Source organism: Paenibacillus provencensis, from assembly GCF_042678545.1.
Classification (GTDB): domain Bacteria; phylum Bacillota; class Bacilli; order Paenibacillales; family Paenibacillaceae; genus Paenibacillus; species Paenibacillus provencensis.
In genome coordinates, this window is sequence record NZ_JBHTKX010000011.1 from 12,453 (window position 1) to 37,818 (window position 25,366).

At 46.3% G+C, this 25,366-nt stretch carries 26 protein-coding genes and 1 riboswitch; of the genes, 25 read left to right on the forward strand and 1 reads right to left on the reverse strand.

Annotated elements, in window-relative coordinates; translation table 11 throughout:
* Nucleotides 1-26 precede the first annotated feature (26 nt).
* From ACFQ3J_RS25705 to ACFQ3J_RS25760, 12 genes are all read left to right on the forward strand, one after another.
* Nucleotides 27-794 (forward strand): TatD family hydrolase, encoded by a 768-nt coding sequence (locus ACFQ3J_RS25705; RefSeq protein ID WP_251584737.1) that lies wholly within the window; start codon nucleotides 27-29, stop codon nucleotides 792-794.
* A gap of 230 nt (nucleotides 795-1,024) precedes the next feature.
* A riboswitch (cyclic di-AMP (ydaO/yuaA leader) is annotated at nucleotides 1,025-1,272 on the forward strand.
* Between the two features lie 277 nt (nucleotides 1,273-1,549).
* Nucleotides 1,550-2,776: a ubiquitin-like domain-containing protein gene (locus ACFQ3J_RS25710; protein ID WP_251584739.1), complete on the forward strand. Its 1,227-nt coding sequence runs from the start codon at nucleotides 1,550-1,552 to the stop codon at nucleotides 2,774-2,776.
* A 168-nt stretch (nucleotides 2,777-2,944) separates the two neighbouring features.
* Nucleotides 2,945-3,490, forward strand: a complete 546-nt coding sequence (gene rnmV / locus ACFQ3J_RS25715) for a ribonuclease M5 (RefSeq protein ID WP_091161469.1) — start codon at nucleotides 2,945-2,947, stop codon at nucleotides 3,488-3,490.
* A gap of 4 nt (nucleotides 3,491-3,494) precedes the next feature.
* Complete coding sequence (gene rsmA, locus ACFQ3J_RS25720; protein WP_311288224.1) at nucleotides 3,495-4,382, forward strand: 16S rRNA (adenine(1518)-N(6)/adenine(1519)-N(6))-dimethyltransferase RsmA; 888 nt, start codon at nucleotides 3,495-3,497, stop codon at nucleotides 4,380-4,382.
* A 93-nt stretch (nucleotides 4,383-4,475) separates the two neighbouring features.
* Nucleotides 4,476-5,381 carry a sporulation peptidase YabG gene (gene yabG / locus ACFQ3J_RS25725; RefSeq protein WP_091161471.1) on the forward strand — a complete coding sequence of 302 codons (906 nt, stop codon included), beginning with the start codon at nucleotides 4,476-4,478 and terminating at the stop codon, nucleotides 5,379-5,381.
* Nucleotides 5,382-5,640: 259 nt separating this feature from the next.
* Nucleotides 5,641-5,919 carry a biofilm formation stimulator Veg gene (gene veg, locus ACFQ3J_RS25730; RefSeq protein WP_091161473.1) on the forward strand — a complete coding sequence of 93 codons (279 nt, stop codon included), beginning with the start codon at nucleotides 5,641-5,643 and terminating at the stop codon, nucleotides 5,917-5,919.
* Between the two features lie 241 nt (nucleotides 5,920-6,160).
* Nucleotides 6,161-6,343 carry a small, acid-soluble spore protein, alpha/beta type gene (locus tag ACFQ3J_RS25735; protein WP_091161475.1) on the forward strand — a complete coding sequence of 61 codons (183 nt, stop codon included), beginning with the start codon at nucleotides 6,161-6,163 and terminating at the stop codon, nucleotides 6,341-6,343.
* 150 nt (nucleotides 6,344-6,493) lie between these two features.
* Complete coding sequence (gene ispE, locus ACFQ3J_RS25740) at nucleotides 6,494-7,348, forward strand: 4-(cytidine 5'-diphospho)-2-C-methyl-D-erythritol kinase (protein ID WP_091161476.1); 855 nt, start codon at nucleotides 6,494-6,496, stop codon at nucleotides 7,346-7,348.
* A gap of 116 nt (nucleotides 7,349-7,464) precedes the next feature.
* Entirely contained in the window at nucleotides 7,465-8,298 is an 834-nt protein-coding gene (gene purR / locus ACFQ3J_RS25745) for a pur operon repressor (protein ID WP_091161478.1), read from the forward strand.
* 189 nt (nucleotides 8,299-8,487) lie between these two features.
* Nucleotides 8,488-8,772, forward strand: a complete 285-nt coding sequence (gene spoVG, locus ACFQ3J_RS25750; protein ID WP_047914164.1) for a septation regulator SpoVG — start codon at nucleotides 8,488-8,490, stop codon at nucleotides 8,770-8,772.
* Nucleotides 8,773-9,033: 261 nt separating this feature from the next.
* On the forward strand, nucleotides 9,034-10,434 hold the full coding sequence (gene glmU / locus ACFQ3J_RS25755) for a bifunctional UDP-N-acetylglucosamine diphosphorylase/glucosamine-1-phosphate N-acetyltransferase GlmU (protein WP_251584741.1): 1,401 nt from the start codon (nucleotides 9,034-9,036) through the stop codon (nucleotides 10,432-10,434).
* 95 nt (nucleotides 10,435-10,529) lie between these two features.
* Entirely contained in the window at nucleotides 10,530-11,483 is a 954-nt protein-coding gene (locus ACFQ3J_RS25760; RefSeq protein ID WP_091161480.1) for a ribose-phosphate diphosphokinase, read from the forward strand.
* A gap of 80 nt (nucleotides 11,484-11,563) precedes the next feature.
* On the opposite strand, the gene ACFQ3J_RS25765 is transcribed toward ACFQ3J_RS25760, so the two are convergent.
* Nucleotides 11,564-11,764: a hypothetical protein gene (locus ACFQ3J_RS25765; RefSeq protein WP_251584743.1), complete on the reverse strand. Its 201-nt coding sequence runs from the start codon at nucleotides 11,762-11,764 to the stop codon at nucleotides 11,564-11,566.
* Between the two features lie 150 nt (nucleotides 11,765-11,914).
* On the opposite strand from ACFQ3J_RS25765, the gene pth reads away from it, so the two are divergent.
* The 13 genes from pth to ACFQ3J_RS25830 all read left to right on the forward strand — a co-directional run bounded on the left by pth (nucleotide 11,915) and on the right by ACFQ3J_RS25830 (nucleotide 25,080).
* Nucleotides 11,915-12,475 (forward strand): aminoacyl-tRNA hydrolase, encoded by a 561-nt coding sequence (pth, locus tag ACFQ3J_RS25770; protein ID WP_251584745.1) that lies wholly within the window; start codon nucleotides 11,915-11,917, stop codon nucleotides 12,473-12,475.
* A 193-nt stretch (nucleotides 12,476-12,668) separates the two neighbouring features.
* Entirely contained in the window at nucleotides 12,669-12,899 is a 231-nt protein-coding gene (locus ACFQ3J_RS25775) for an anti-sigma-F factor Fin family protein (RefSeq protein WP_091161483.1), read from the forward strand.
* A 252-nt stretch (nucleotides 12,900-13,151) separates the two neighbouring features.
* Nucleotides 13,152-16,676 (forward strand): transcription-repair coupling factor, encoded by a 3,525-nt coding sequence (gene mfd / locus ACFQ3J_RS25780; RefSeq protein ID WP_379294326.1) that lies wholly within the window; start codon nucleotides 13,152-13,154, stop codon nucleotides 16,674-16,676.
* The gene (locus tag ACFQ3J_RS25785) at nucleotides 16,663-17,835 is read left to right on the forward strand and encodes a peptidylprolyl isomerase (RefSeq protein WP_251584749.1); all 1,173 of its coding nucleotides are present in this window, start codon (nucleotides 16,663-16,665) and stop codon (nucleotides 17,833-17,835) included. The genes mfd and ACFQ3J_RS25785 overlap by 14 nt, the downstream gene beginning before the upstream one ends.
* Before the next feature lie 360 nt (nucleotides 17,836-18,195).
* Nucleotides 18,196-18,738: a stage V sporulation protein T gene (gene spoVT, locus ACFQ3J_RS25790; RefSeq protein WP_091161488.1), complete on the forward strand. Its 543-nt coding sequence runs from the start codon at nucleotides 18,196-18,198 to the stop codon at nucleotides 18,736-18,738.
* A 142-nt stretch (nucleotides 18,739-18,880) separates the two neighbouring features.
* Nucleotides 18,881-20,536 (forward strand): putative polysaccharide biosynthesis protein, encoded by a 1,656-nt coding sequence (locus ACFQ3J_RS25795; RefSeq protein ID WP_251584751.1) that lies wholly within the window; start codon nucleotides 18,881-18,883, stop codon nucleotides 20,534-20,536.
* 123 nt (nucleotides 20,537-20,659) lie between these two features.
* Nucleotides 20,660-22,159 (forward strand): bifunctional methyltransferase/pyrophosphohydrolase YabN, encoded by a 1,500-nt coding sequence (locus tag ACFQ3J_RS25800; RefSeq protein WP_251584753.1) that lies wholly within the window; start codon nucleotides 20,660-20,662, stop codon nucleotides 22,157-22,159.
* A 296-nt stretch (nucleotides 22,160-22,455) separates the two neighbouring features.
* Nucleotides 22,456-22,728 carry an HU family DNA-binding protein gene (locus ACFQ3J_RS25805; protein WP_091161493.1) on the forward strand — a complete coding sequence of 91 codons (273 nt, stop codon included), beginning with the start codon at nucleotides 22,456-22,458 and terminating at the stop codon, nucleotides 22,726-22,728.
* Nucleotides 22,729-23,007 (forward strand): RNA-binding S4 domain-containing protein, encoded by a 279-nt coding sequence (locus ACFQ3J_RS25810; RefSeq protein ID WP_091161495.1) that lies wholly within the window; start codon nucleotides 22,729-22,731, stop codon nucleotides 23,005-23,007.
* Nucleotides 23,008-23,134: 127 nt separating this feature from the next.
* Nucleotides 23,135-23,419 carry a sporulation protein YabP gene (gene yabP / locus ACFQ3J_RS25815; protein ID WP_091161497.1) on the forward strand — a complete coding sequence of 95 codons (285 nt, stop codon included), beginning with the start codon at nucleotides 23,135-23,137 and terminating at the stop codon, nucleotides 23,417-23,419.
* Complete coding sequence (gene yabQ / locus ACFQ3J_RS25820; protein ID WP_251584755.1) at nucleotides 23,416-23,985, forward strand: spore cortex biosynthesis protein YabQ; 570 nt, start codon at nucleotides 23,416-23,418, stop codon at nucleotides 23,983-23,985. Before yabP ends, yabQ begins: the two co-directional genes overlap by 4 nt.
* A 33-nt stretch (nucleotides 23,986-24,018) precedes the next feature.
* On the forward strand, nucleotides 24,019-24,363 hold the full coding sequence (locus tag ACFQ3J_RS25825; RefSeq protein WP_251584757.1) for an FtsB family cell division protein: 345 nt from the start codon (nucleotides 24,019-24,021) through the stop codon (nucleotides 24,361-24,363).
* A gap of 183 nt (nucleotides 24,364-24,546) precedes the next feature.
* Entirely contained in the window at nucleotides 24,547-25,080 is a 534-nt protein-coding gene (locus ACFQ3J_RS25830) for a S1 domain-containing RNA-binding protein (protein ID WP_091161502.1), read from the forward strand.
* Nucleotides 25,081-25,366 lie beyond the last annotated feature (286 nt).

The window sequence follows — 25,366 nt, forward strand, 5'->3', positions numbered from 1 at the left end:
ACAGCCCTTGAAAGGAGTAAGATTATATGATGTTATTCGACACACATACACATTTGGATGCCCCTGAGTTCGACGCTGACCGCGAGGAAGTGATTCAGCGCGCTGTCGAAAAGGGGGTTACCCGCATGATTAATATAGGATTTAACCGGGAAACGATACCTTCTACGATGAAACTTGCCGAAACCTATGATTTTATCTATGCGGCAGTAGGCTGGCATCCTGTCGATGCCATCACGATGAAGGATGGAGATCTGGAATGGATTGCATCATTATGTAAACACGAGAAGGTCGTTGCGATCGGTGAAATCGGTCTGGATTATCATTGGGATACTTCTCCCAAGGAAGTTCAGCATGAGGTGTTGCGCCAACAAATTGGACTGGCTAGAGAGATCGCCATGCCGATTGTCATTCATAACCGAGATGCGCATGAAGATATTATTCGAATCCTACGTGAAGAGAAAGCACATGAAGTGGGCGGAGTGATGCATTCCTTCTCAGGAAGCTGGGAAACAGCAAAAATGGCGCTGGATATGGGTTTTCATATCTCCTTCGGAGGGCCGATTACGTTCAAGAATGCAAAGCAGCCCAAGGAAGTGCTAGCAAAAGTACCCCTTGACCGGCTCTTGATCGAAACGGATTCGCCATACCTGACACCACATCCATTCCGCGGCAAGAGAAATGAGTCTGCTCATGTGGCCCTGGTGGCAGAAATGGCAGCAGAGCTGAAGGGCATTTCTGTGGAGGAATTAGCAGAGATTACGACCGCAAATGCACTGGAACGATTTGGTATTTGATAAAATAGAGAGAAAAACAGGTGAAAAAGTGAGTAAAACGGAGCGATTAAACTTTTTGTAAGAGTTTTCCGCTGATTATTACAAATTTTTAACCAATTATTTAGAAAAACATAGTTGAATACTGCTTTACAACATGCATCGAAACAGGATATCATCGTTTCAGTGAATTGTTGATTGTTGGTAAAGTCCATTTTACATTCATTTGATTTACCACTTTGAATTCACTTCATGAGTCATTCTCGCTGAATCTTTTGTATTAAACAAAGAACGGGGGAACCGATATAGTGGTCTGCTGCTAGGCAGAAGATTTAAAATTAAGAGAGTTGTCTCTCTTCATGGACCACTGTATTTGATTTCAACATTTGAGTCTTGGGGTGAACGTAAAGGACAGCTGCCATGAGCAGCCTGGATCTGACGCGAGGGCGACTCTTACGCCCGAACCCGACAGCTAACCCCGTAAGCGTATTGAAGAGGCAAAACTCGTGCATGATGTTTCCGATATTCTCATTTGGACTTATCGGAGCCACGAAAGAGTTCCTCTTAAACTCTTTTTTGGCTTCTTTGCTTTAGGAGAATAAAAGTTACATTGTCGTCATACTGTTGGTTAACAGGAGGTGACATCATGCTGCGAAGAGTGGCACATGATGCAGAATCGGACGGGAGTTTCTCCGGTTTTGTAGACAAATCGGTATAGTCGCGTCAAATACAATCATGCAATACTCTTGACGGCGGGACTATGAAGGAGGACGGAGGAAGTGGGAAATTTCCAACTAGAGGAGACCCATGAGTCACCATCATCCAGCAAGTCTTTCGCGTTGCGATGGAAGCATGAGAATCTGCGTCAGATCACACTAGTCGCAATCTTCTCAATCGCACTGTTAGTCATGATCTCACTCATTGTGTATGGTCAGGGAGGCAAGGAAATTTCAATCGTCGTGGACGGCAAGGCTCAAACCTTGGAAACGCGTGAAGGAATGCTTAGTGAAGTGCTGGATGAGCATTCAATCGCAGTCAGTCCGCATGACGAAGTCTCGATGTCTTTGAGTGATGAGATTGAAGATGGGGATCGAGTAACTATTAACCGGGCTGTAGCGATTAACGTAACGGCAGACGGTGAGACAGAGCAAATTTATACGACACAAGATACAGTTAAGGAAGCACTTGCTGCACATAGCATCGAAGTATCAGAAGATGATAAAGTATATCCCGCTGCTGACACTGCGGTGAAGGCGGATCTTAATATTCGAGTAGTCCGGGTGACCAAGCAAACAGCAACACAGGAAGCTTCCATTCCGTTCAAGGTGATCAAAACGGCTGACCCAAGCTTGTACAAGGGCGATAACCGGGTCATTCAGAGCGGCAAGGAAGGTGTAATCGTTCAGACGATCGAGAAGACCTTCCAGGATGGCGAATTGGTGTCCAAGAAAATGACGGGCAAGAAGGTTGAATCCAACCGTGTTGACAAAGTCATTGCCGTAGGAACGAAGAAGAAGCCTGAACCTGTTCAGGAGACCGTAGTTGCCGCTGCAAGCACGACTGAATCCACAGCTGCAGCTAAATCTTCTAATGCTTCCTCTTCGAAATCATCAGCAAGCCTTGCTGATAAAGTGAAGAAGGTATCTGCTTCCAGTGACAGCGAATCCGTCACGAAGGACGGAGTTACGTTTAAGGCCAAAAAAGTACTAAGCAATGTATCTATGACGGCTTATTCCTCTGAACAAGAGGGTATTGGTACGAAGACGGCTTCCGGCACGCGTGTACAGGAAGGACGTACTATCGCAGTTGACCCTGATGTGATCCCTCTTGGATGGTGGGTATACATTGAAGGCGTAGGATTCCGTCGTGCTGAAGATACAGGCGGCGCAATTAAGGGCAACAAAATTGATGTGTATTATGACAGCTTAGAGCAGGCTATCCATTTTGGCCGTAAAAAAGGTAAAACAGTATACGTTATCGGTCCGGTGAAGCCGGAACTGAATTAAAATATATTTTACAATCACGTCCCTGATGTTATAGTATTAACAACAAGATTAGGTGATGCTATATAAGGTGAACGAAAGTTTAGACAGCAAGTCTATCGTTTGCCCCTTAACATGCAGAAGAGGAGCTTTTCCTCTTCTCTTTTTGTTTAGAAAGGAAGTCATGTGGTCATGATTAAAGAAATCATTGTCGTTGAAGGCAGAGATGATACCGTAGCCATCAAGCGTGCAGTGGATGCAGATACGATTGAAACCGGCGGTTCCGCTATAAACAGCCGAATACTTAAAAAAATCGAGCTTGCCCAGCAAAGAAGGGGTGTTATCGTCTTTACGGACCCCGATCATGCAGGCGAGCGAATTCGCAAGATTATATCAAACAAGATTCCTGGCGTGAAGCATGCGTTCATTAAGGAGCAGGATGCGACCCGCAAAGGCGATATTGGTGTAGAGAATGCATCTCCCGACTCAATACGGGCAGCACTGTCCAAGGTGCATACAACCTATGATGGTGCAGAGCCGCTTATAGACTGGCAAGATCTGATCGAAGCTGGACTTATCGTCCATAAGGACGCTGCGAATCGGCGTATGATGCTGGGCAACATTCTGGGTATAGGATATTGTAATGGCAAGCAGCTGCATAAGCGGCTGACGATGTTCCAGATTAGCCGTGAGGAATTTGTACGAGCACTAGAGCAAATAGAACGTGAGGGATCGTGAGAACGTGAAAAATATAGATGAGATTGCAACGCCAAGACGAACGAAAGAGATCATTGCAAGACACGGGTTTTCTTTCAAAAAAAGCCTGGGACAAAATTTTCTGATCGACCAAAATATTCTTCATAAAATTGTGGATGCAGCTGATCTCAATGAACATAAGGGGGCACTTGAGATTGGACCGGGAATCGGTGCACTGACAGAGAAGCTTGCACAGCGTGCAGGGAAGGTGACGGCGGTTGAGATTGACCAACGCTTGATTCCGATCCTTACAGAAGTGCTGGAACCTTACTCTAATATATATGTACATCATGGAGATGTTCTTAAAACAGATCTTCCTGAATTGTTTGCTGAAAATTTCGCGGGTATGGATAAGGTCAGCGTTGTTGCTAATTTGCCTTACTATGTAACGACACCTATATTGATGAGGCTTCTCGAGGAGAAGCTGCCGCTCGACAGCATTGTTGTCATGATTCAGAAGGAAGTTGCAGAACGAATGGCTGCTTCCCCGGGAACGAAGGATTATGGGACGCTCAGCATCGCGGTTCAATATTACAGTGAGCCTGAACTGGTATGCATCGTACCCCACACGGTATTTATTCCGCAGCCTAATGTTGAATCCGCAGTCATCAAGTTAAAGGTAAGAGAGAAGCCTCCCGTTGAAGTGAAGGATGAGAAGTTTTTCTTTGAAGTTATCCATGCTTCATTTGCACAGAGACGGAAGACAATTGCTAATAATCTAAAGAGTCGTTTCTTTACAAAAGAAAACAGAGACCAGCTGGAGCCCATGCTGGAGGCGGCTGGGATTGAACCTACGAGACGAGGGGAGACACTCAGTATTGAGGAGTATGCTCGTTTAAGCGATGTCTTGCTGGAAGCCGGAATAAGGCTCTAACAAGCTTATCACTCGTGTTTCCGGAAATTAAGAAAAAGAGATGAACCAAAGCCCTGCCTCGCCCATAACATAGGGTTAGAGGTGATAACGTTGATGAATATAGGAGACTTGGTCGTTCGGAAATCGTATGGGGGAGATATCACGTTCCGAGTGGAGGGCCTCAAGGAGAATAAAGCATACATTAAAGGGACCGAATTCAGGCTCTTTGCGGATTCTCCTCTGAATGATCTGATCAGAGTGCCATATGAGCCAGAGACGAACAAAACCAGGCTGGCACATATTAAAGCAAATGAATCTTACTCGCTATTGCAGAAGCATCGTCTGGAGCAAGCACAGCGTAACCAGGCGGGGTTGGTTGATGAGTGGAACAAGAACACACAGACAGAGTCTCCTTCTTTTTTTGAAATGCCTGGCAAGGTGCTCCATTTGGATGGAGACCCCAATTATCTTAAGAAAAGTATGGCATTGTATGACAGACTACGTGTACCTGCCGAAGGACATTATGTACATGAAGCTTCAATGGCGGATACGTTATATCGGCTCTTGCCACGCTCACGCCCTGATATTGTTGTCATTACAGGCCATGATGGGGTATTAAAGGGCAGACAGCCCTATGATCTGTATAACATCAATCATTATAAGAACTCATCCAACTTCATTGCAGCCGTCCAGGTAGCCAGACAATATGAGTGGCATTTGGATGCGCTGACGATCGTTGCAGGTGCATGTCAGTCTCATTTCGAAGCACTGATTCGTGCAGGAGCAAATTTCGCCAGCAGCCCTAGCAGGGTATTAATACATGCGCTTGATCCCGTGTATGTGGCAGCGAAGGCGGCGTTTACCTCGGTGAAGGATACCATTAACATAAATGATATCATCCATCACACCATTAGCGGCAGTGAAGGTGTCGGTGGACTTGAGTCCAGAGGGAGCTATCGGATTGGATTACCGCCCCTTCAGGATCTGTCCACCCTTAAGGTCTCGCCAGCGGCTATCTAAAGCTTACTGAAGAAGTATATATAGCATATAGACTCCTTAATTTGAAGGGGTCTTTTTTTGCTTCGTTTAACAAGGGTTAATCGTGTTAAAAATCAGTGAGCTAGAAGCAAATGGGATTGGAAAAGCGTTGTGCTATGTTAAAGCGATAATTTTGCTAAAATATTCGTTGACAACTCAATTTTGATGCTGATATAATTGATCATTTGACAAACTCTGAAAGTCCTTGTATAATGGACAAGGAAAGAGGTGGTCGTTAGCCATGGCTAAAAATTCGCTATTGGATATCAAACGCAGTCTCGACGCTCATGTTGGCCAGAAGATTCTACTTCGTGCAAACGGTGGACGCCGCAAGACAATTGAGCGTACTGGTGTATTGGAAGAAACGTACCCTTCTGTTTTTATTGTGAAGCTAGATCAAGAACAGCAAACGTTTAAACGGGTGTCTTACAGTTACGCCGATATATTGACTGAAACAGTACAGGTTTCAGTATATGATCCTGAGCAAGTGATCAGCGAAATATCGTACAACGAAGTGTAAGCTTGATTTCAAGGCGGCTCTCGTCCATTTATGGACGGGGCCGTTTTTTTTTATTGCGCAAGTGAGAGGATTAGCTTCCAGCTCCGTCTTATTAAGTGTGAGAGAGCTGGTGCGTGCTTAAGGAGGGCGTATAAGCATAGGCTTAACAAACGTTTATCCACTGCGAATATTGTTAACCCGCATGAGGCATAATAACGATCGAAACATGAAATTATGAGTCCCCTAATAAGGAGGAAGCCTTATGAGCCGCAGAAGACGCAGTGTAATGTCAGAAGAGCTCAAGTATGAGCTGGCCAAGGACCTGGGCTTTTATGATACCGTTCAACAAGAAGGATGGGGCGGGATAAAAGCCAAGGATGCAGGCAATATGGTGAAGAGGGCTATACAGCTTGCAGAGCAGGCAGCACGCAAAGGTCAAGAATAACGAAGAAGGGCCCCCTGAATACAACAGGGGGCTTTTATATATTTTAAAAGAATGAAGCAATTGTGCAGGTAAAAATATGACTTGACAGCCCGCTTTTGATATAATATGTTAAGTTGTCTTGAGGGAATAGCTGAGGGTGGGTGAGTCGCCTTGAAAATTTATGAAAAAGCTCCTGCGAAAATTAATTTGATGTTGGATGTATTACATAAAAGAAGCGATGGTTATCATGAAGTAGAAATGATTATGACCATGGTTGATCTTGCTGATCGGATTGAAATGTCAGAAATCAAGCGGGATACAATCATGATATCAAGTCAGGCGGGATATATCCCCCTGGATGAGAAGAACTTGGCCTTCCAGGCTGCCAAGCTGGTGAAGGATAGATACGATGTCAAGAAAGGTGTATACATTCACCTGGATAAGAAGATTCCCGTCGCAGCCGGTCTTGCAGGCGGCAGCAGTGACGCTGCGGCAACCCTGAGAGGTTTAAACAAGCTGTGGGGTCTTGGTATATCTGATGAAGAGCTGAGGCTCCTGGGTGCGGAGCTCGGCTCGGATGTACCTTTTTGTATAACAGGAGGAACAGCACTAGCTACAGGAAGAGGAGAGAAGCTTCATCAGCTTCCGAATCCACCGCAATGCTGGGTAGTGCTGGCGAAGCCGCCGATTAACGTATCTACAGCAGAGGTATATGGTCGTGTACGCAGCGATCAGATTGAGAGACATCCATCCGCCAAAAGAATGGAAGATGCGATTCGCAATCAGTCTTTTGCAGGGGTTTGTAAGGAACTGGGTAATGTATTAGAGGATGTGACCTTGCAGCTGCATCCAGAAGTAGGCCAATTGAAGGAAGCCATGATTAAGCTCGGAGCTGACGGAGTTCTCATGTCTGGAAGTGGACCTACCGTCTTCGGTCTTGTATCGAAAGAATCGAAGGTGCCGAGGATTTATAATGGCCTGCGAGGATTTTGCAAAGAAGTGTATGCAGTAAGATTACTGACATAAACTTTGTTTTTTCCATTTATAGTATAAAAACAAATTGATTGTTGTACAAATACGTACAAAAATGATATATTGAATTATAAACATTCGGATTTGGAGATAGATCGTGAGGAATCGACGTGAAGAAATTAAAACGAAGCGCTCGTTTAGTAGAAATGACACAATATTTGCTTTCGAGACCACATACACTGATTCCCTTAACGACTTTTGCAGAGCGTTATGGTGCGGCGAAATCTTCGATCAGCGAAGACCTTGCCATTATCAAAGAAGTATTTGAGGATGAAGGAATGGGGGACCTGCAGACACTCGCTGGCGCAGCGGGCGGGGTAAAGTTTATGCCCAAGATGTCCTACGAACGTTCTTTATCCTTCATACAGAATATATGTGAATTACTCGAACAGCCGGATCGGATTCTACCTGGCGGATATTTGTACATGTCTGATCTGCTTGGTCAGCCCGCTACCACGAACGAGATCGGCAAGATTATGGCTACGGCATTTGCAGGACGAAACATTGATGTCGTGATGACTGTAGAGACCAAGGGAATTCCGCTTGCTTATGCGGTAGGCTCACAGCTCAATCTTCCTGTAGTCCTAGTTAGACGAGATCATCAAGTGACAGAAGGCTCAGCTGTTAGTATCAATTACGTATCCGGCTCTCACAAGAGTCTGCACACGATGTCCCTGTCTAGAAGGGCACTCCCAGAGAAGTCTCGCGTACTCATCGTCGATGATTTTATGAAGGCGGGAGGAACAGTGCAAGGTATGATCGACTTATTGGGCGAGTTCAATGCGGAAGTGGCAGGAGTCGGCGTGCTTGTTGAGTCGGGCGAAGTCGATTCTGAAGAACGTCTGCTTCATGATTATGTTTCACTGGCAACCCTGACGGCTGTGGATCCCAAAACGAAACAAATCACGGTAGTACCGGGTAATTATTTCAATCGAAGCGAGTGACATAAACTTCCCCGATGCAGAAGGATTTCTATCGATCTTTCGCAAGTTTTGTCGAATAGCCCTTGAATCGCACCAAAACTCAAAAAATTCCTTAAATTAGGATATTTTTATGGAAATAAAAAGAAGGAGTTTCTGCATGCTGTGTGGAATTATACACCAAGTTCCGATGGAAAAAGGTGGTGAACACACATGCAGATTACAGATGTCAGACTCCGCCGTGTTAACTCTGAGGGGAGAATGAAGGCTATAGCTTCGATTACGATCGATAATGAGTTCGTCGTTCATGACATTCGCGTTATTGATGGTAACAACGGAATGTTTGTTGCTATGCCAAGCAAACGGACTCCCGATGGAGAATTCCGTGACATCGCCCATCCGATTTCTTCCGGTACACGCGAGAAGATTCAAGCGGCTGTTTTAGCTGAATACGAACGTGCTGCGACGGAGGAAGAGGTTATCGAAGAAGGCGCTTAAGAACATTATTGGGGTTCGAAAGAAAAGAGGGTCATTTTATGGCTCTCTTTTCTTTTTTTCAAGAATGAAGTATATTCATTAATGAGCAATATTGGAGCACCAATCAATTATCTCCCATAATTTGGATTATGGGTTGCTTGCTTGTGCCCAATTTGATGTTGACTAGACCGTTATTCCTTTCAAAGTGAACGAAAAATGGGATCCTTATCGTTCTGTAACAGCAGAATGGATAACATTACAATTTCAGCGCAGGAGGTCGGGATGTTGAAGAAAATGGCTATTGTACTTGCCGCCGGGCAGGGCAAACGAATGAAGTCCAAATTATATAAGGTGTTGCATCCTGTATGCGGCAAACCGATGGTCGGCCACGTTCTAGATACCGTAAAACGTGCAGGCGTGACTCGTAACGTTGTCGTGGTAGGACATGGAGCAGAGGCTGTGCAATCCTACTTGGGAGCTTCCGCAGAATACGTATTACAAGAGCAGCAGCTTGGCACGGGACATGCCGTTAAACAGGCTAAGGATTTGCTAGGTTCTGAGAAAGGAACCACGATTGTCATTTGCGGCGACACCCCGCTCGTTACAAGTGAAACGCTTGAAGGCTTGATGCAGCTGCATGAAAGCCGCGGTGCTGCAGCTACTGTTCTGACCGCTCATATGGACAACCCAGCGGGTTATGGCCGTGTGATTCGGGGCGAAGATGGCTCTGTAATGAAGATCGTTGAACAGAAGGATTGCAATGAAACAGAAAATGCAGTTCAAGAAATAAATACAGGCACTTATTGCTTTGACAATGCAAAATTGTTTGAAGCTCTGGATAAAGTAACGAACAACAATGCACAGCAAGAATATTACCTCACTGACGTTGTCGGTATTTTTCGTGAAGCAGGCGAAACAGTTGAGGCCTTCATGACTTATGATGCAGCAGAATCGATTGGTGTAAACGATCGTGTAGCTCTATCGGAAGCCGAAGGATTTATGCGCGAACGTCTTACTCGCAAGCATATGCTGAACGGGGTAACGATTATTGATCCTTCTTCCACCTATATTGGTGCGGATGTAGAGATTGGCGCAGACACTGTCTTGTACCCTGGAACGATTCTGAAGGGCAGCACCAAGATTGGAGAGCAATCGGTCATTGGCCCGAATACAGATATTGAGAACAGTGTTATTGGCGATAACGTTACCGTTAAACAATCCGTATTGGTCGATGCCGAAGTGGGTAATGAAACAACCGTAGGGCCATTTGCATATTTGCGTCCAGGAACCAAGCTTGGAGAACAAGTGAAGGTTGGCGATTTTGTCGAGATCAAAAATGCGACCATTGACAATGGCTCGAAGGTCTCTCACCTCAGCTATGTAGGCGATGCAAATGTCGGTAAGAATGTGAATATCGGCTGCGGCGCGATAACTGTGAACTACGATGGATATAATAAAGCTGTCACAGAAATTGAAGATGATGCCTTCATCGGCAGTAACGTGAATTTGATTGCCCCTGTCAAAGTAGGTAAAGGCGCCTATGTTGTTGCAGGTTCGACCATTACGCATGCTGTTCCGGAGAATGACCTTGCTATTGCAAGAACCCGTCAAGAGAATAAACCTGGCTATGCAGAGAAGATTCGCGGACGTGCGAAAGCCAAGAAGAATAACGTTAAATCCTAATTTTTGCTGCATTTCGCGATAAAGCAGCGCCGACGTTTAGACACAGCAGATCTAAAAATAGATTCCAATGAACCAGCACGGAGGTTTTTTATTTTATGACTTATTTTGATTCCAAATTAAAAATATTTACTTGTAACTCGAACCCGAAGCTCGCACACCAAATTGCTGATTACATTGGTATTCCTATGGGTGAGTCCCGTACCACTAGCTTTAGCGACGGTGAAATTCAAGTGAAGCTGTCTGAAAGTGTACGTGGCAGTCATGTTTACATTGTTCAGTCGACTTGTGCCCCTGTAAACGACAACTTGATGGAAATGCTGGTTATGATTGATGCCTTGAAGCGTGCATCCGCCAAAACGATCAATGTTGTCATTCCTTATTATGGATATGCAAGACAAGATCGGAAGGCACGCTCAAGAGATCCGATTACAGCTAAACTTGTAGCTAACCTGATTGAAAAAGCGGGAGCGACACGCGTCATCGGGATGGACCTGCACGCCATGCAGATTCAGGGCTTCTTCGATATTCCGGTAGACCACATGCTGGCGGTTCCGATCTTGGCACAGTATTTCCGTTCCAAGCAAATTGAGAATCCTGTTGTCGTGTCTCCTGACCATGGCGGCGTTGTACGCGCACGTAAATTGGCTGACTTCCTGAACGCTCCGCTTGCGATCATCGACAAGCGCAGACCGGAGCCTAACGTGAGTGAAGTTATGAATATTATCGGTAATATTGAAGGCAAGACAGCGATCTTGATCGATGACATTATCGATACTGCGGGTACTATTGTGCTGGGTGCCAACGCACTTATGGAAGGCGGAGCCAAAGAAGTGTACGCTTGCTGTACGCATCCTGTATTGTCAGGCCCTGCTATGGAGCGTCTGGAGAATTCACCGCTGAAGGAAGTTGTTGTAACGGATACGATTCCAATTACACATCCGAATCCAACGAAGAAACTGAATGTCTTATCCGTCGCTCCATTGCTTGGCGAAGCCATTATTCGGGTTCACGAGGAATTGTCGATTAGTAAATTGTTTGAAATCGAATAAAGATCTGCATGAAACAAGAAAAAGGGGTTACGTTGTCGTCTAGGACGACAATGTAACCCCTGTCGGCGTATCCCGGTTATTTAATATCCGGGCCTTGAAATGAACTGATGATGAGATCGGTTAAACAGAGCACCGTTAATTTCAACAAAGTACTCATCATAAATAGTAATGTATCCGATCTCGACATGGTTGCCGTGGTCATACACTTGCACCGGTATGGCCTGTTCCAAATGGTGCTGAAATTGGGACGGCTGCGTTAAACGTTCAATATCATGGCGCATGACCGGTTCATCCTTTCTTGCTGTTATGCTGATCGAATCTGAACAATTGTTTTTATTGTAAAGTGAAACTGCGTGTAAGTCCAATTGGTAGTTCAAGATTTGTGCGCTGGCAAGGAAGCAATATGAAATATGAAGGAGGCAGCCTCTCATATGAAATGGATAGTGGGACTTGGCAATCCCGGTTCCGAATATGCCAAGACGAGGCATAACATAGGATTCATGGCACTCGACGCTTTGGCAGATCGCCATGGCATCACTATTAATCAGAGCAAGTGCAAGGCTCTCATCGGAGAAGGAATGATACAAGGGGAGAAGGCTGTGCTGATTAAGCCAATGACGTATATGAATCTCTCCGGCGAATCGATCAGAGCATATATGGATTATTATAAGGTTGCCCTTGAAGATCTCATTGTAGTCTATGATGATATGGACACTGAAGTGGGCAAGATTCGGCTCAGATACCAAGGCAGTGCCGGCGGCCATAATGGAATCAAATCCATTATTCAGCATACAGGGACACAGCAGTTCAATCGTGTTCGTATGGGCATTTCGAGACCGGAGCCAGGCTACGCAATTGTAGATTATGTTCTGTCTAAGTTTGCGAAGAAGGAGCAGGAGGCCGTCCAATCTATGATTGAAGCAACCTGTGACGCCCTCGAGTATGCTATGAAGGATACTTTTGAACGGACGATGGCGAAATTTAATCGTTGAGGCTGAATCAACTGAATATAGATTGTAACTCAATTGAATCAGCGGGGCTGAATCAACTGAATATACATTGAAATTCAATTGAATCAGCCGAGCTGAATCAATTGAATTACAGAAGGATTTTCAATGGATTATATAAACTCGTGATTTCTGGAAAGAATAGAAGATATCATTTCTTTTCAGGAGGGTATTGAGTATGCCAATTCATTATGTCTGCAGGCATTGTGGAACTTCAATCGGACAGATTGATTCATCCGAAGTAACAGAAGCAAGACTGGGTCTTCATTTCTTGACCCCTGCCGAACGAAGGGATATAATAGCCTATAATTCAAAAGGCGAAATGCTGGTAAACATTACGTGTGACTACTGTAATGAGGCTATACTGGTTAACCCAGAGCTTAGTCTGTTAACAAGCCCGCTGCAATAGCGGTTAATTGGGAATCAAAAAGCATAGAACAGTGTGCTTTAAGGATGGGAATTATGCATCCAGCCTTGCGGCCTTGGCAGCGTTTGCTGAGGCTTTTTTTTCAGTTATCTGACTGCGGCCTCTCCACTTTTGCTGGTAAGGTTAGTCAAAAAAGATTATGATAAAATCAGATTCATTATCCATATGTTTACAGTTGTATAACCGTTACAGGTTATATTAATAGTAAAGTAAGTTATAAGAGAGGTGCCCCTTTTGCTACAAGCACTTATTGAAGCTTTTACTAAAGATTCCGATTTTGAATCGATAACTTCCGGTATTCGGTCAGGAATGAAGGAGCAGCTTATCTCCGGATTATCGGGTTCAGCTCGCCAGGTAATGATGGCAGCTATGCATAAACAGTTGGATCGACCGATGCTCGTGGTAACACATAATATGTTTGCGGCACAGAAAGTGGCAGAAGACTTGCAGGAAGCGCTTTCCGCTGACCAAGTGCTGCTCTACCCGGCCAATGAATTAATTGCTGCAGAAGCAGCGATTTCCAGTCCTGAAACACTTGCTCAGCGCATTGAGGTTTTACTGAAGTGTGCAGCCGGTTTTCGGGGCATTGTTGTGATTCCGCTCTCTGGTGCTAGACGCTACCTGCCTGCTCCGCAGGTGATAGCTAATGCAGAGATCGCCCTTAAGCAGAGTGGGACGATTGAGCTGGAGCATTTTCTCAAGCGTATGGTTGAGCTCGGATATGAACGCGTTGAGCGTGTTGAATCACAAGGTGAGATGAGTGTGCGTGGAGGAATTATCGATTTCTTCCCACTCACTGCTGAGCTGGCTTATCGTATTGAGCTGTTTGATGATGAAATTGACTCCATACGGACATTTGATCCCGCAGATCAGCGGTCAATTGACCGAGTAGAGCAAGTGGTTATAACACCGTGTAAGGAACTGATTGCAAGTCAGGAGAGAATGGAACAGGCTGCAGATCGAACTGCCATTCTGCTTGAAGAGCAACTCGACAAAACAACGGATCGCCAAGCGAAGCTGCGTCTGCGCGAGGAGATCCATCGTGAAATCGAGCTGCTGCGTGAGCATGTCTATTTTCCGGAGATATATAAATATGTAACAGAGCTGTACCCTGAGAAGCAAACCATTTATAACTACATGCCTGAGGATACCATTTTAATCATGGATGAGCCGGCACGACTTCTGGAGACGGGCAAGCAGCTCGAACGCGACGAATCCGAATGGAGTGTTCATCTGCTGCAAAATGGCAAAACGCTGCCGCAGCTTACGCTCTCGCTTGACCATGATGAGGTGCTGTACCATCGGCCGTTCCAGACTTTATTTGTATCAATTTTCCTGCGTCAGGTACCAAACACACAGCCACAGAACATTCTGAATATGGTCAGCCGCAGTATGCAGGATTTCCATGGTCAAATGAATGTGCTCAAGGCGGAGATGGAGCGCTGGAAAAAAGCTGGAGTCAACGTAGTTATGATGGCTAGCGGAGAGGAACGGCTTGACCGGATGCGCAAAGTGCTGCAGGACTATGACATCCATGAGCCAAACATGGTCATTGGCAATCTGCAGAGCGGATTTGAAATGCCTTCTATCCAGCTGGCTGTCATCACAGAGGGAGAGATGTTCTCTCAGAAACAGCGTAAAGTACGAAAGCCGATGCGTAATGTGGACAATGCAGAACGGATCAAGAGCTATAGTGAGCTCAAGGTTGGAGATTACGTAGTACATCAAAATCATGGAATCGGTAAGTATATGGGTATCGGCACACTTGAAGTAGGCGGTATCCATAAAGATTACATGCATATTTTGTATGCAGGCGGCGACAAGCTGTCTGTTCCGATTGAGCAGATTGATCTCATTCAGAAATATGTCGGTTCCGAAGAGAAGGAGCCGAAGATCTATAAGCTGGGCGGGAATGAGTGGACTCGTGTCAAAAATAAAGTCCGCAGCTCAGTCCAGGATATAGCAGATGACCTGATTAAGCTCTACGCGGAGCGGCAATCCTCTCCGGGGTATGCGTTCGATAAGGATACGGCTGAGCAGCAGGAATTCGAGGACATGTTCCCGTATGACGAAACGAGAGACCAGGTCCGAGCTATTGAGGAAATCAAGAAGGATATGGAGCAAAGTCGTCCGATGGACAGACTGCTGTGTGGAGATGTAGGTTACGGTAAGACAGAGGTCGCTATTCGTGCTGCATTCAAGGCGGCTATTGAAGGCAAACAGGTTGCCGTGCTTGTGCCGACGACGATTCTGGCACAGCAGCATTATGAGACGTTCCGCGAGCGTTTCTCCGGGTATCCGTTTAATATCAGCGTTCTTAGCCGGTTCCGTACACGCAAAGAACAGAACGAGACCGCTAAAGGGATTAAGCAAGGAACTATTGACATCGTTATTGGTACACATCGACTGCTCTCTCAGGATCTTGTGTTTAAGGACCTCGGGTTGTTAATCGTGGATGAGGAGCAGCGATTCGGTGTAACGCATAAAGAGAAGCTGAAGAAGCTGAAGACAAATGTCGATGTGCTTACACTGACAGCGACTCCGATTCCGAGAACACTGCATATGTCGATGCTGGGTGTAAGGGATTTGTCGGTTATTGAAACACCGCCAGAGAACAGGTTCCCCGTACAAACCTATGTTGTAGAGCATAGTCAAACGCTGGTTCGTGAAGCGATTGAGCGGGAGCTGGCACGAGGCGGTCAAGTGTACTATTTGTACAATCGGGTACAAGGTATACAGGAGATGGCAGCAGAGATTTCCGCACTTGTCCCTGAGGCAAGAGTGGGGGTTGGTCACGGACAAATGACCGAATCTGAACTGGAAAAAACAATTCTCGATTTTCTTGATGGCGAATTTGATGTGCTTGTCAGCACGAGTATCATCGAGACCGGGGTAGATATTCCAAACGTAAATACCTTGATCGTACATGATGCAGATAAAATGGGCTTGTCCCAGCTGTATCAGCTGCGCGGCCGGGTAGGGCGCTCGAACCGAATTGCATATGCCTATTTTACGTACCAAAGAGGCAAGGTGCTTACCGAAGTAGCAGAGAAAAGGCTGCAATCCATTAAGGAATTCACAGAGCTTGGCTCTGGATTCAAAATTGCGATGCGCGACTTGTCTATCCGCGGGGCCGGGAATTTGCTTGGTGCGGAGCAGCATGGCTTCATCGCCTCTGTCGGGTTCGATCTGTACTCTCAGATGTTGTCAGAAGAGATTAATAGACGTAAAGTAACGATGCTCGGCGAAGAAGCACCGCAGGAGCAGAGCTGGAGCACGTCGATCGATATCAGTATTGATGCTTATCTGCCGTCTGATTATATCTATGACAGTATTCAAAAGATCGAGATTTATAAAAAGGTCGCGGTTCTGGCTGCATTTGATGATGCAATGGAGCTTGAGGATGAGCTGGTTGATCGGTTTGGCGATCTGCCGGAAGCCGTCACGAATCTGCTGTCCGTTGCCAGACTCAAAATGTATGGCAAGAAGTATGGCATCGAGACGATTGTACAGCGCGGTGATCAAATCTCTGTGAAGTTCTATGAAGGACGCGAAAAAGCGGTGGATGGTGCAAAGCTAGCACGGATTGGCAATCAATTCGAAAGACGTGTACAATTTGAACAAGGACAAAGCATGATCGTACATGTTAAAGGCAAGGGTCTGAGTGATCAAGAATTGCTCCAAACATTAGAGAAGTTTCTTGCAGCCTTGAAGGATGCATTCAAATCAAAGGGGGAACTACAGGATGTTGCAAAATAACAGAAAAACCTGGAAGACGATCGCGGTGACGGCTGTCGGCGCTCTATCGATATCTCTTCTGGCTGCATGCGGAAGCAATGATACTGGAGGAGGCAGCACCAGTTTCAATAATTCAATTGAAGGCGACACGAGCAGTGTGGTTGTTAAATATAAAGGCGGCGAAATCACGGAGAAAGAATTCAATTCAGAGCTCAAGATTATGGAGTTCATGAATCCAACGATTGCGGCGTACCTGCAAATGGATGAAATGCGCGAGATGTTTGTGAAGCAGCAGGTAGCATATGAATATTTGAGTAAAGACGTATCTCAAGAAGCTGGGGAAAAAGGCGTTGAAGAGGCAGAAGCCCAGATCACTCAAATGAAAACCCAGGTTGGCGGAGATGAAGCCTGGAATCAAATGCTTAAGGATTACGAAGTAACAGAGGACGAGCTTAAGAATTATATGACGCGTGTCTTGAGCTTAATTGAGTACAAATCACAGGATGTAACCGACGAGCAGGTCAAGACAGAATACGAAGCCAATAAAGATCAATTTATTACAGCAAGTGTTCGTCATGTGCTGATCAGCAATACGGATCCTGAGTCAGGTGAAGCACGCCCAGAAGGGGAAGCTCTTAAGCTTGCGAAGGAAGTAAAAGCCAAGCTGGATAAAGGTGAGGATTTTGCTGCTATCGCCAAGGAATACTCCGAAGATCCGGGATCTGCGGAAAATGGCGGGCTGTATGAGGACACACCAGTTACGAATTGGGTAGAGGCTTTCAAGGAAGCAGCAAAAACTCAAGAGCAAGGTGTCATTGGAGAGCCGGTCGAGACCGATTATGGCTACCATATTATTAAGGTTGAGAAACGTACAGAGCCAACACTTGAAGAATTGACAGAAGCGCAAACGAAGCTGCTCAAAAGCTCTGTCGTCAACACAGAAATTCAGGAATTTATGACGAATGAAGTGGATGGAGTCATTGAAGGCGAGATTACACTACCTGCGAATCCGGCTGCTGAAGAAGGTACAGAGGGGACGGAAGGAACAGAAGGTACTGAAGGGACTGAGGGCACTGATGCTGGATCTGAAGGTTCTGAAGAAGGATCGACAGGCGATGAAGGTGCAGCAGATTCAGGAGCAGAAGGCGAGAGTACAGAATCGAATACAGATGGAAAATAAGAACAAGATAGAGGCGCGGGAAACTGCGTCTTTTCTTTTTTATTTCAACGGATCTTGCACTTAGGAACTTATTGTATATTTCATGTATAAGGAACTGGGAACAGAAGAATACTATGGTCTAGATAGATTGAACTAAAGTTCTGCATCGTCATTATTTTGATCAGAGGTGGATCTGGTGGCCGGACTGACCCTAAAGTTATTGCTAGGGGTCCCTTCACAAAAGGCTGGTCTGTTACCCGTGATGAACATATTTTTCTTTAGTTCTCTCTATATAGAAATCACACTTAACTACCCTGGACCCTCCTCATAAAAAGGAACAGTAGTTGAAAAATCTTCTCGAGAAAGTGGGGCAACATGTAAATGAAAGCTACTGGTATCGTCCGCCGTATTGATGATCTTGGTCGTGTGGTTATTCCGAAAGAGATTCGCCGTACTTTGCGAATTCGCGAGGGAGACCCGCTCGAGATTTTTGTTGACCGTGACGGCGAGGTCATTCTGAAGAAATACTCTCCAATTGGAGAACTGGGGGATTTTGCGAAGGAGTATGCAGAATCACTGTATGAAAGCACTGGCCATGTAACGTTAATCTCAGACCGGGATACGATTATTACGGTGGCAGGCGGATCCAAGAAGGAATATTTGGATAAGCAGATTGGTCATATGTTAGAAACGTCAATGGATAACCGCAAGACATTGCTTGAGAACAGCAACGGATCTTATGAATTAGCTAAAGATCATATCGAACCTTTGTCTTCCTATGTAGTGGCACCGATCATATCGGGAGGAGATCCGATTGGTGCAGTCATTATGTACAACAAGGACGAATCCACTAAAATGTCTCAGCTAGAGACCAAAATGGCTGAAACTGCTGCCGCATTCCTTGGAAAACAAATGGAGCAGTAGTGTGTTAGAAAAACTCCCGCCTTCCTATAGGCAGGAGTTTTTTGCATTTTTTGAAGCTTGTTTTGGGATTTATGCGAAATGCTCGTATAATAAGGTTCATATACTTCACCTTCATTCTATAGAACAAAGCAGGTATACATATATGAACTCATCGGATTCAAGCAAAAAGCTGCTTCAAGGGGCTTTTGTTCTGAGCAGCGCTGCCATCTTGTCCAAACTGATTGGAACACTGCAGAAGATCCCGCTGCAAAATATCGCAGGGGACAGCGTATTTGGTATATACAACACAGTCTATCCCTTTTATATCATGCTCGTTACACTGGCGACCGCAGGCTTCCCTATTGCTGTATCCAAGCTTGTGGCAGAGGCAGAAGCAAGAGGAGACGAAGAGGAAGGCCGAAGAGTACTGAAGGCGACCACCATACTGCTTGCCATCATAGGCGGATGTCTCTGTGTGCTTACATATTGGAGTGCACCGCTTATTGGAGGCCTGATCGATAACAGCGAGGTGATTGCATCCGTACGGGCAGCTTCTCTCTCCCTATTATTCGTGCCCGTGATGGCAGGTCTGAGAGGCTACTTTCAAGGGCTTCAGAACATGGTGCCGACCGCCGTGTCCCAGGTTACGGAGCAGACGATACGTGTGACCGTCATGTTGATTCTATTATTTGTGCTCATGGGTTATGGCGTCGGTGCAGAGGGTATTGCCGCTGGTGCTATGCTGGGATCAGCAGCAGGAGGCGCGGCAGGTCTTGTCGTCATGTGGATATTCTGGCTGATACGATCTCGCTCAAATGGATTTCGAAAAAGTCAGAAAAGTGCTCGTATAGGGGCGCAGCCTTTGGACCGGGAGAGGAAATCCACGGGCGCGCTGCTCCGTACCGTACTGAGGTATGCGATCCCAATTGCTCTTGGCTCAGTCGCCGTGCCTCTAATTAATATGGTAGATACCTTTACCGTCCCCCGTCTGTTAAAGCAAGAAGGGCTGAACGATCTGGAAGCGATGCAGACGTTCGGCATTTATAATCGGGGATTGCCGCTTGTCCAGCTTGTCACTATGCTGGCTACATCGTTATCAGTATTATTCGTTCCCGCTCTGGCAGAAGCCAAGATCAGACAGGATCAAGCCGGAATCCAAAGACACAGCAGCCTGGCTTTGAAGTGGTTTTGGCTGATTGGCCTTGCTGCTAGCGTGGGCATCTTGGTGCTGGCAGAGCCTATTAACCGTATGCTGTATATGAATGCAGAAGGAACAATGACGCTTCGTATACTCGCGTTATCTGCTGCAGGGAGCACCGTTAGCGTCATCGCCGCAGCCTTATTGCAGGGACTCGGCAGCGCCAAAGCGCCTGCGCTCATCATGCTGGCGGCAGCAGCGATCAAGACGCTGCTGAACCTTATACTCGTGCCGCCGCTCGGAATCAGCGGAGCGGCAATCTCGTCCGCGGCAGCCTTTGCAGCGGCAGCCGCCATGAACACGCTGCTGCTGGCAAGACTCTTGCAGCTGCGCGTGTCCTTGAGCGCCGCGTTATACAAGCCGGCGCTGGTTACCGCCGCTATGGCAGCCTTCGCGGCGGTTGTATCCGCAGGCGCTGCTGTGCTGTGCACAAGCGCCGCCGGGTTTAGCGCGGATGGAAGGATCACCGCGCTAGTCCAGAGCCTGCTTGGCGTCTCTGCAGGCGTCCTTGTCTTCGTGCTGGGAGCCATCCGCACGAAGCTGATTACGGCAGCAGAGATTGCCGTGCTGCCGAAGGGAGCGAAGCTCACTCAGCTGCTTCAGAAGATGAAGCTGCTGTGAGCAAGACAAGCACAGGGTGATCCCAATCCCCCTATGCTATTGTGGCTGCTGCCTGTCATCTGATGTCTGCATGTATGCTGTGTTATAGTAAATACGACTTAAACTATTTTGGAGGTAATGCTTATGAGCGGAGCGATCACGGTTGTTGGTCTTGGTTCGGGAGGAGAAGACCAGCTGACGCTTGGAATACTGAAGAGGTTGAAGCAAGCTGCGCGTATCTATGCACGGACATTCGATCATCCCGTGTTTAATGATCTGAAAGATCTACAATTAACGATTGCTTCTTTCGATAATATATATGAAGCCAAGAGTTCTTTTCCCGAAGTCTATGATGCCATAACGGAGGAGCTGGTGAACCTGGCAGCCGGAGCGGCCGCAGGGGAAGAAATTGTGTACGCTGTACCCGGGCATCCCATGGTAGCGGAAGCTACAGTTCGTCTGCTGAAGGAGCGTTGCCCGGAGCGGGGAATCGAGCTGACTGTGCTCGGTGGGGAGAGCTTCCTGGATGAAGCCTTCACAAGACTCGGCTTTGATCCGATAGAAGGATTTCAGCTGCTCGATGCCGGTGTCATTGACGCAAGCCTGTTTCATCCCCAGCTTCATACGGTAATAGGACAGGTATATGATATGTTTACCGCTTCTGATGTGAAGCTGAGCCTAATGGAGGTCTATCCTGACGATACCCTTGTATATGCCTGCCATGCGCTTGGAGTGGAGGGTCAGGAGCAAATTCATGAAGTTCCATTATATGAGCTCGATCGGGTAGAGGGATACGGCAATCTCTCCTTGATTTATGTACCGAGAAGATACGATGAGCAGCTCCGGAGACGTACCTTCAGTCGCTTGCATGAGATTGTGGCCATTCTTCGCAGTCCGGAAGGCTGTCCATGGGATCGTGAACAGACCCATGCTTCGATCCGTAAGAATCTGATCGAGGAAACCTATGAAGTGCTCGAAACCATTGATGATGATGATCCGGACCACATGAAGGAGGAGCTCGGAGACTTGCTCCTGCAAATCATGCTTCACTCCCAAATGGAGGAAGAGCTAGGCTCATTTAACGTGTATGATGTGATTGAAACGTTGAATGATAAGCTGATCTTCCGTCATCCGCACGTCTTTGGCGATAATCAAGCAGAGGATGCGGGCGAGGCGCTTGCAAACTGGGAAGCGATGAAGCTGGAGGAGAAGAAGCGCAAAGGTCAAGAGAGCGAAGACAGATCGGCCCTGGCAGGCATCCCAAGAGATCTCCCGGCATTAATGAAATCATACAAGCTGCAGAAGAAAGCGGCCAAAGTCGGGTTTGACTGGGATGACGTGAGCGGCGTCATCGCTAAAGTCGAGGAGGAACTGGCTGAGTTGAAGGAATCTATTGCCGAAGGGCAGTCTCCGCAGGAGCAAATGCTTGAGCTGGGTGACATCCTGTTTGCGTCCGTTAATATCGCAAGGTTCATTGATGCTGACCCGGAAGAGGCGTTGTCTGCTGTCAACCGCAAATTTAGCCGCAGATTCCGCTACATCGAGGAGCGGCTGGCAGAGCAGGGACGAACGGTTCATGACAGCAGTTTAGACGAGATGGAAGGATACTGGCAGGAAGCAAAGAAAGTGCTGAAAGACATTTGATGGAACATGGTTCACAACTCAAAGGTATTGTGAGAAATGGATTCAACGAACAGGGAATTGGAATAGCATTCCTATTTTGCTGAGGCGGCCTTGTTTGACAATGGCCCCTAAAATATCGTATTCTTGATCAAACCATGGGACAAATACCGGGCATGTCACAAAAAAAGATCCATCACAGAAGGATTTTTCCGGTATAAGCAAGAATAGAAAACATAGTAAAGTTACGTGACAGGACAGCGTTAATACGCTCCACTATAGTTGCGTATCATTTTCTTTAATTTGGGAGGCTTTTAAACATGAACAAAACAGATCTGATCAACAACATCTCTGAAAAGAGCGGATTAACTAAAAAAGACGTAGAATCTGTACTTAACAATTTCCTTGGTGAAATTACAGATGCACTTGCAGGTGGGGATAAAGTTCAATTGATCGGTTTCGGTACTTTCGAAACTCGTAAACGTTCCGGACGTACGGGACGCAACCCGCAAACAGGAACAGCGATTGAAATCCCTGCTTCTAACGTTCCAGCTTTTAAAGCGGGTAATAAACTTAAAGAAGCCGTAAAGTAAATGCGTGTTGATAAATTTCTTAAAGTGTCCAGGCTGATTAAGCGCCGTACCGTGGCGAAGGATGTCTCTGAGCAGGGGAGAGTGCTGATTAATGGACGCGAAGCTAAGCCTAGCACTAGTGTTAAGGTGGGTGACGAGATTACGGTCCAATTCGGGCAGAAGCTCGTTACTGTTCGCGTCGAAAGATTAGCCGAAAGCACACGTAAGGAAGAGGCATCCAGCTTATTCTCTGTGGTGAAGGAAGAAGCCATCGCCAAGAATAATGGACTTGATTTTTAAATGCCGTCAACATAACAGAAGAGCGCTCTATCCCTCGGTTGGATAGAGTGCTTTTTTCTATTCATGGTATGTTCTAATCTGTGTATCTTGCCCATAAGCTAGGTGTAAGAAGGGAGGGGTACATGCCATGATGGAACAAACGAAGCTGAAACAGCACAGCATGACGATTCAGAATCGGAAGCTGCTCGATATTACGGGTGTCATGAATGTAGAGAGCTTTGACAGCGAGGAATTTCTGCTGAAGACAGAGCTTGGTCATCTGACAATTCGGGGCAACAATTTACATATTAAGAACCTCAGCTTGGAGGAAGGATTGCTCTCAATTGAAGGGTACGTCAGCTCCCTTGTATATCTAGATCCCGGTTCTAATGCTAAATCTGGCAAGGGGCTTCTTGGCAAGCTGTTTCGATGAATCCTGAGCTTCAATGGCTTACGCTGGGATGGATGCTCCTCTCCGGAGGGATTATGGGAATCGTGTATGACAGTTACCGGGTACTGTCGGGTCAGTTAAGATTTCCGCGGTGGAGCATCCATATTCTTGATCTGATGTACTGGCTGATCGCAGCCTTATTTATATTTCGAACACTCTATACAGTTAACCATGGAGACTTGAGGTTTTATGTCTTTTTAGGTCTGTTCATAGGGGTTTGGATCTATTTTTTGGTTTTAAGTGTTACGATTCAAAAATTTGTGGTAATGTTAATTGGAATTGTAAAACGTTTGGCATACGGCATCTACCGGATATTAAATGTATTGTTTGTTCTTCCGATCAAAGGGATTATAAGAGTCCTGCGCATTTTATTCGGATTTATAATGGCTGCGTTTATTTTTATTATCAGGATGCTGTACCAGTTGATCAGACCGATATTGAAGCTGCTTTATTTGCCGCTCCGGCCACTCCTCAGCAGATGGAAGACGCCGATGTGGCTGCAACGTGTATGGGTTCGAATTAAAGAGTGGTGGACCTATTGGTTCTAGATCGCCCTGATTATGATGAAGGAGGTTCCACGGATGAGTAAACCGTCTGGGCGCCATATTCGAAGTACATCTCAAGGAAACGCCCATAAATCAACAACTACGGGGGCACGCAGGCGAATCATGCTGTGGCTTACCTTTATGGTTTGCTTTACAGGGTGGGCAGTGTACACTTTCTATAGTCAATCTGTTCAAATGGCGGACAAGAGTGCCAAGCTTGAGCAGGCGACAAAGATTAATGCTGAGGCACAGAAGGAGAAGACCGAACTGTCCAATGAAGTGGAGCGGCTGAAGGATCCTGAATACATCGGGCAGCTGGCACGGAAGAAGTACGGGATGTTTATGCCGGGTGAAACACCAATTTATCCAGTAGATGAATAGGACAGGCAGGTACATCACATTCAGTCAAAATTACTGGTATTTGATGCAAATATAACCGTAAAATAGGCTGCAAAGCAGGCGTCGGCTCAGTTGACCTTGCTTTGGGGCATAAGGTATAATTGACATACCGCAACAGATTCAAAAATCGGGTTGTATAATTTTAAGGGAGGATCATTTTATTCTATGGCAATTGAAGTGGGCACCAAGTTAGAGGGCAAAGTGACAGGCATCACGCATTTTGGAGCATTTGTGGATCTGTCAGGAGGTGTCACGGGTCTCGTTCACATCTCGGAAATCGCCGATAATTACGTTAAGGATGTCAATGATCACCTGAAGATTAATGACGTCGTAACCGTTAAGGTCATTAACGTTGATAAAGACGGCAAAATTGGACTTTCCATTAAGCAGGCAGTAGATCGCCCTGCAGGTGAAGTACAACAGCAGGCTCGTCCACCAAGAGCACCAAGACCGGAACGTACTGGTGGAGACAGAGAACGATTCGGCGGCGGCAGCAGCAGCGGTAGTGGCGGCAGTAGCTATAACAATCGTGAACGGGGAGGGCGTCCTTACAAACCTTCTGCCGGCAAGCCTTCGTTTGGCAAGCCTTCATTCGAGGATAAAATGTCACGCTTCCTGAAAGACAGTGAAGAGCGAATTTCGTCGCTGAAGAAGAACACTGAAGGTAAACGTGGAGGCCGCGGCGCGAAACGTATGTAAGTTATCAACCTGATCTTACGCATAGATTGTATCGTATAGAAGAACCACAGACTTTTTATAGTCTGTGGTTTTTTTGTCGCTTGTGAGGAATCGTCCGACAGGTTTCAAGCGAATTCCGGTATTCTCTTTTCATATCGCTAGCAGATTTAGGCGGACAGAAGACTTGCGCATCCGGCAAATACATACGAATTTGATACGAACAGAAAGGGACAAGCCTATACCGTTGCTTCATTCGCCTACGCTTCTCTGAACTTTCGCACACTCCCTATTTTTGTCGGAAATTTCT

Excerpts from the sequence above, each read along its gene's own strand:
- ACFQ3J_RS25705 (WP_251584737.1), top strand. The coding sequence starts at position 27 with ATGATGTTATTCGACACACATACACATTTGGATGCCCCTGAGTTCGAC.
- rnmV (WP_091161469.1), top strand. The coding sequence starts at position 2,945 with ATGATTAAAGAAATCATTGTCGTTGAAGGCAGAGATGATACCGTAGCC.
- yabG (WP_091161471.1), top strand. The coding sequence starts at position 4,476 with ATGAATATAGGAGACTTGGTCGTTCGGAAATCGTATGGGGGAGATATC.
- veg (WP_091161473.1), top strand. The coding sequence starts at position 5,641 with ATGGCTAAAAATTCGCTATTGGATATCAAACGCAGTCTCGACGCTCAT.
- ACFQ3J_RS25735 (WP_091161475.1), top strand. The coding sequence starts at position 6,161 with ATGAGCCGCAGAAGACGCAGTGTAATGTCAGAAGAGCTCAAGTATGAG.
- spoVG (WP_047914164.1), top strand. The coding sequence starts at position 8,488 with ATGCAGATTACAGATGTCAGACTCCGCCGTGTTAACTCTGAGGGGAGA.
- glmU (WP_251584741.1), top strand. The coding sequence starts at position 9,034 with ATGTTGAAGAAAATGGCTATTGTACTTGCCGCCGGGCAGGGCAAACGA.
- ACFQ3J_RS25760 (WP_091161480.1), top strand. The coding sequence starts at position 10,530 with ATGACTTATTTTGATTCCAAATTAAAAATATTTACTTGTAACTCGAAC.
- ACFQ3J_RS25765 (WP_251584743.1), bottom strand. The coding sequence starts at position 11,764 with ATGCGCCATGATATTGAACGTTTAACGCAGCCGTCCCAATTTCAGCAC.
- pth (WP_251584745.1), top strand. The coding sequence starts at position 11,915 with ATGAAATGGATAGTGGGACTTGGCAATCCCGGTTCCGAATATGCCAAG.
- ACFQ3J_RS25775 (WP_091161483.1), top strand. The coding sequence starts at position 12,669 with ATGCCAATTCATTATGTCTGCAGGCATTGTGGAACTTCAATCGGACAG.
- ACFQ3J_RS25785 (WP_251584749.1), top strand. The coding sequence starts at position 16,663 with ATGTTGCAAAATAACAGAAAAACCTGGAAGACGATCGCGGTGACGGCT.
- spoVT (WP_091161488.1), top strand. The coding sequence starts at position 18,196 with ATGAAAGCTACTGGTATCGTCCGCCGTATTGATGATCTTGGTCGTGTG.
- ACFQ3J_RS25795 (WP_251584751.1), top strand. The coding sequence starts at position 18,881 with ATGAACTCATCGGATTCAAGCAAAAAGCTGCTTCAAGGGGCTTTTGTT.
- ACFQ3J_RS25800 (WP_251584753.1), top strand. The coding sequence starts at position 20,660 with ATGAGCGGAGCGATCACGGTTGTTGGTCTTGGTTCGGGAGGAGAAGAC.
- ACFQ3J_RS25805 (WP_091161493.1), top strand. The coding sequence starts at position 22,456 with ATGAACAAAACAGATCTGATCAACAACATCTCTGAAAAGAGCGGATTA.
- ACFQ3J_RS25810 (WP_091161495.1), top strand. The coding sequence starts at position 22,729 with ATGCGTGTTGATAAATTTCTTAAAGTGTCCAGGCTGATTAAGCGCCGT.
- yabP (WP_091161497.1), top strand. The coding sequence starts at position 23,135 with ATGATGGAACAAACGAAGCTGAAACAGCACAGCATGACGATTCAGAAT.
- yabQ (WP_251584755.1), top strand. The coding sequence starts at position 23,416 with ATGAATCCTGAGCTTCAATGGCTTACGCTGGGATGGATGCTCCTCTCC.
- ACFQ3J_RS25825 (WP_251584757.1), top strand. The coding sequence starts at position 24,019 with ATGAGTAAACCGTCTGGGCGCCATATTCGAAGTACATCTCAAGGAAAC.
- ACFQ3J_RS25830 (WP_091161502.1), top strand. The coding sequence starts at position 24,547 with ATGGCAATTGAAGTGGGCACCAAGTTAGAGGGCAAAGTGACAGGCATC.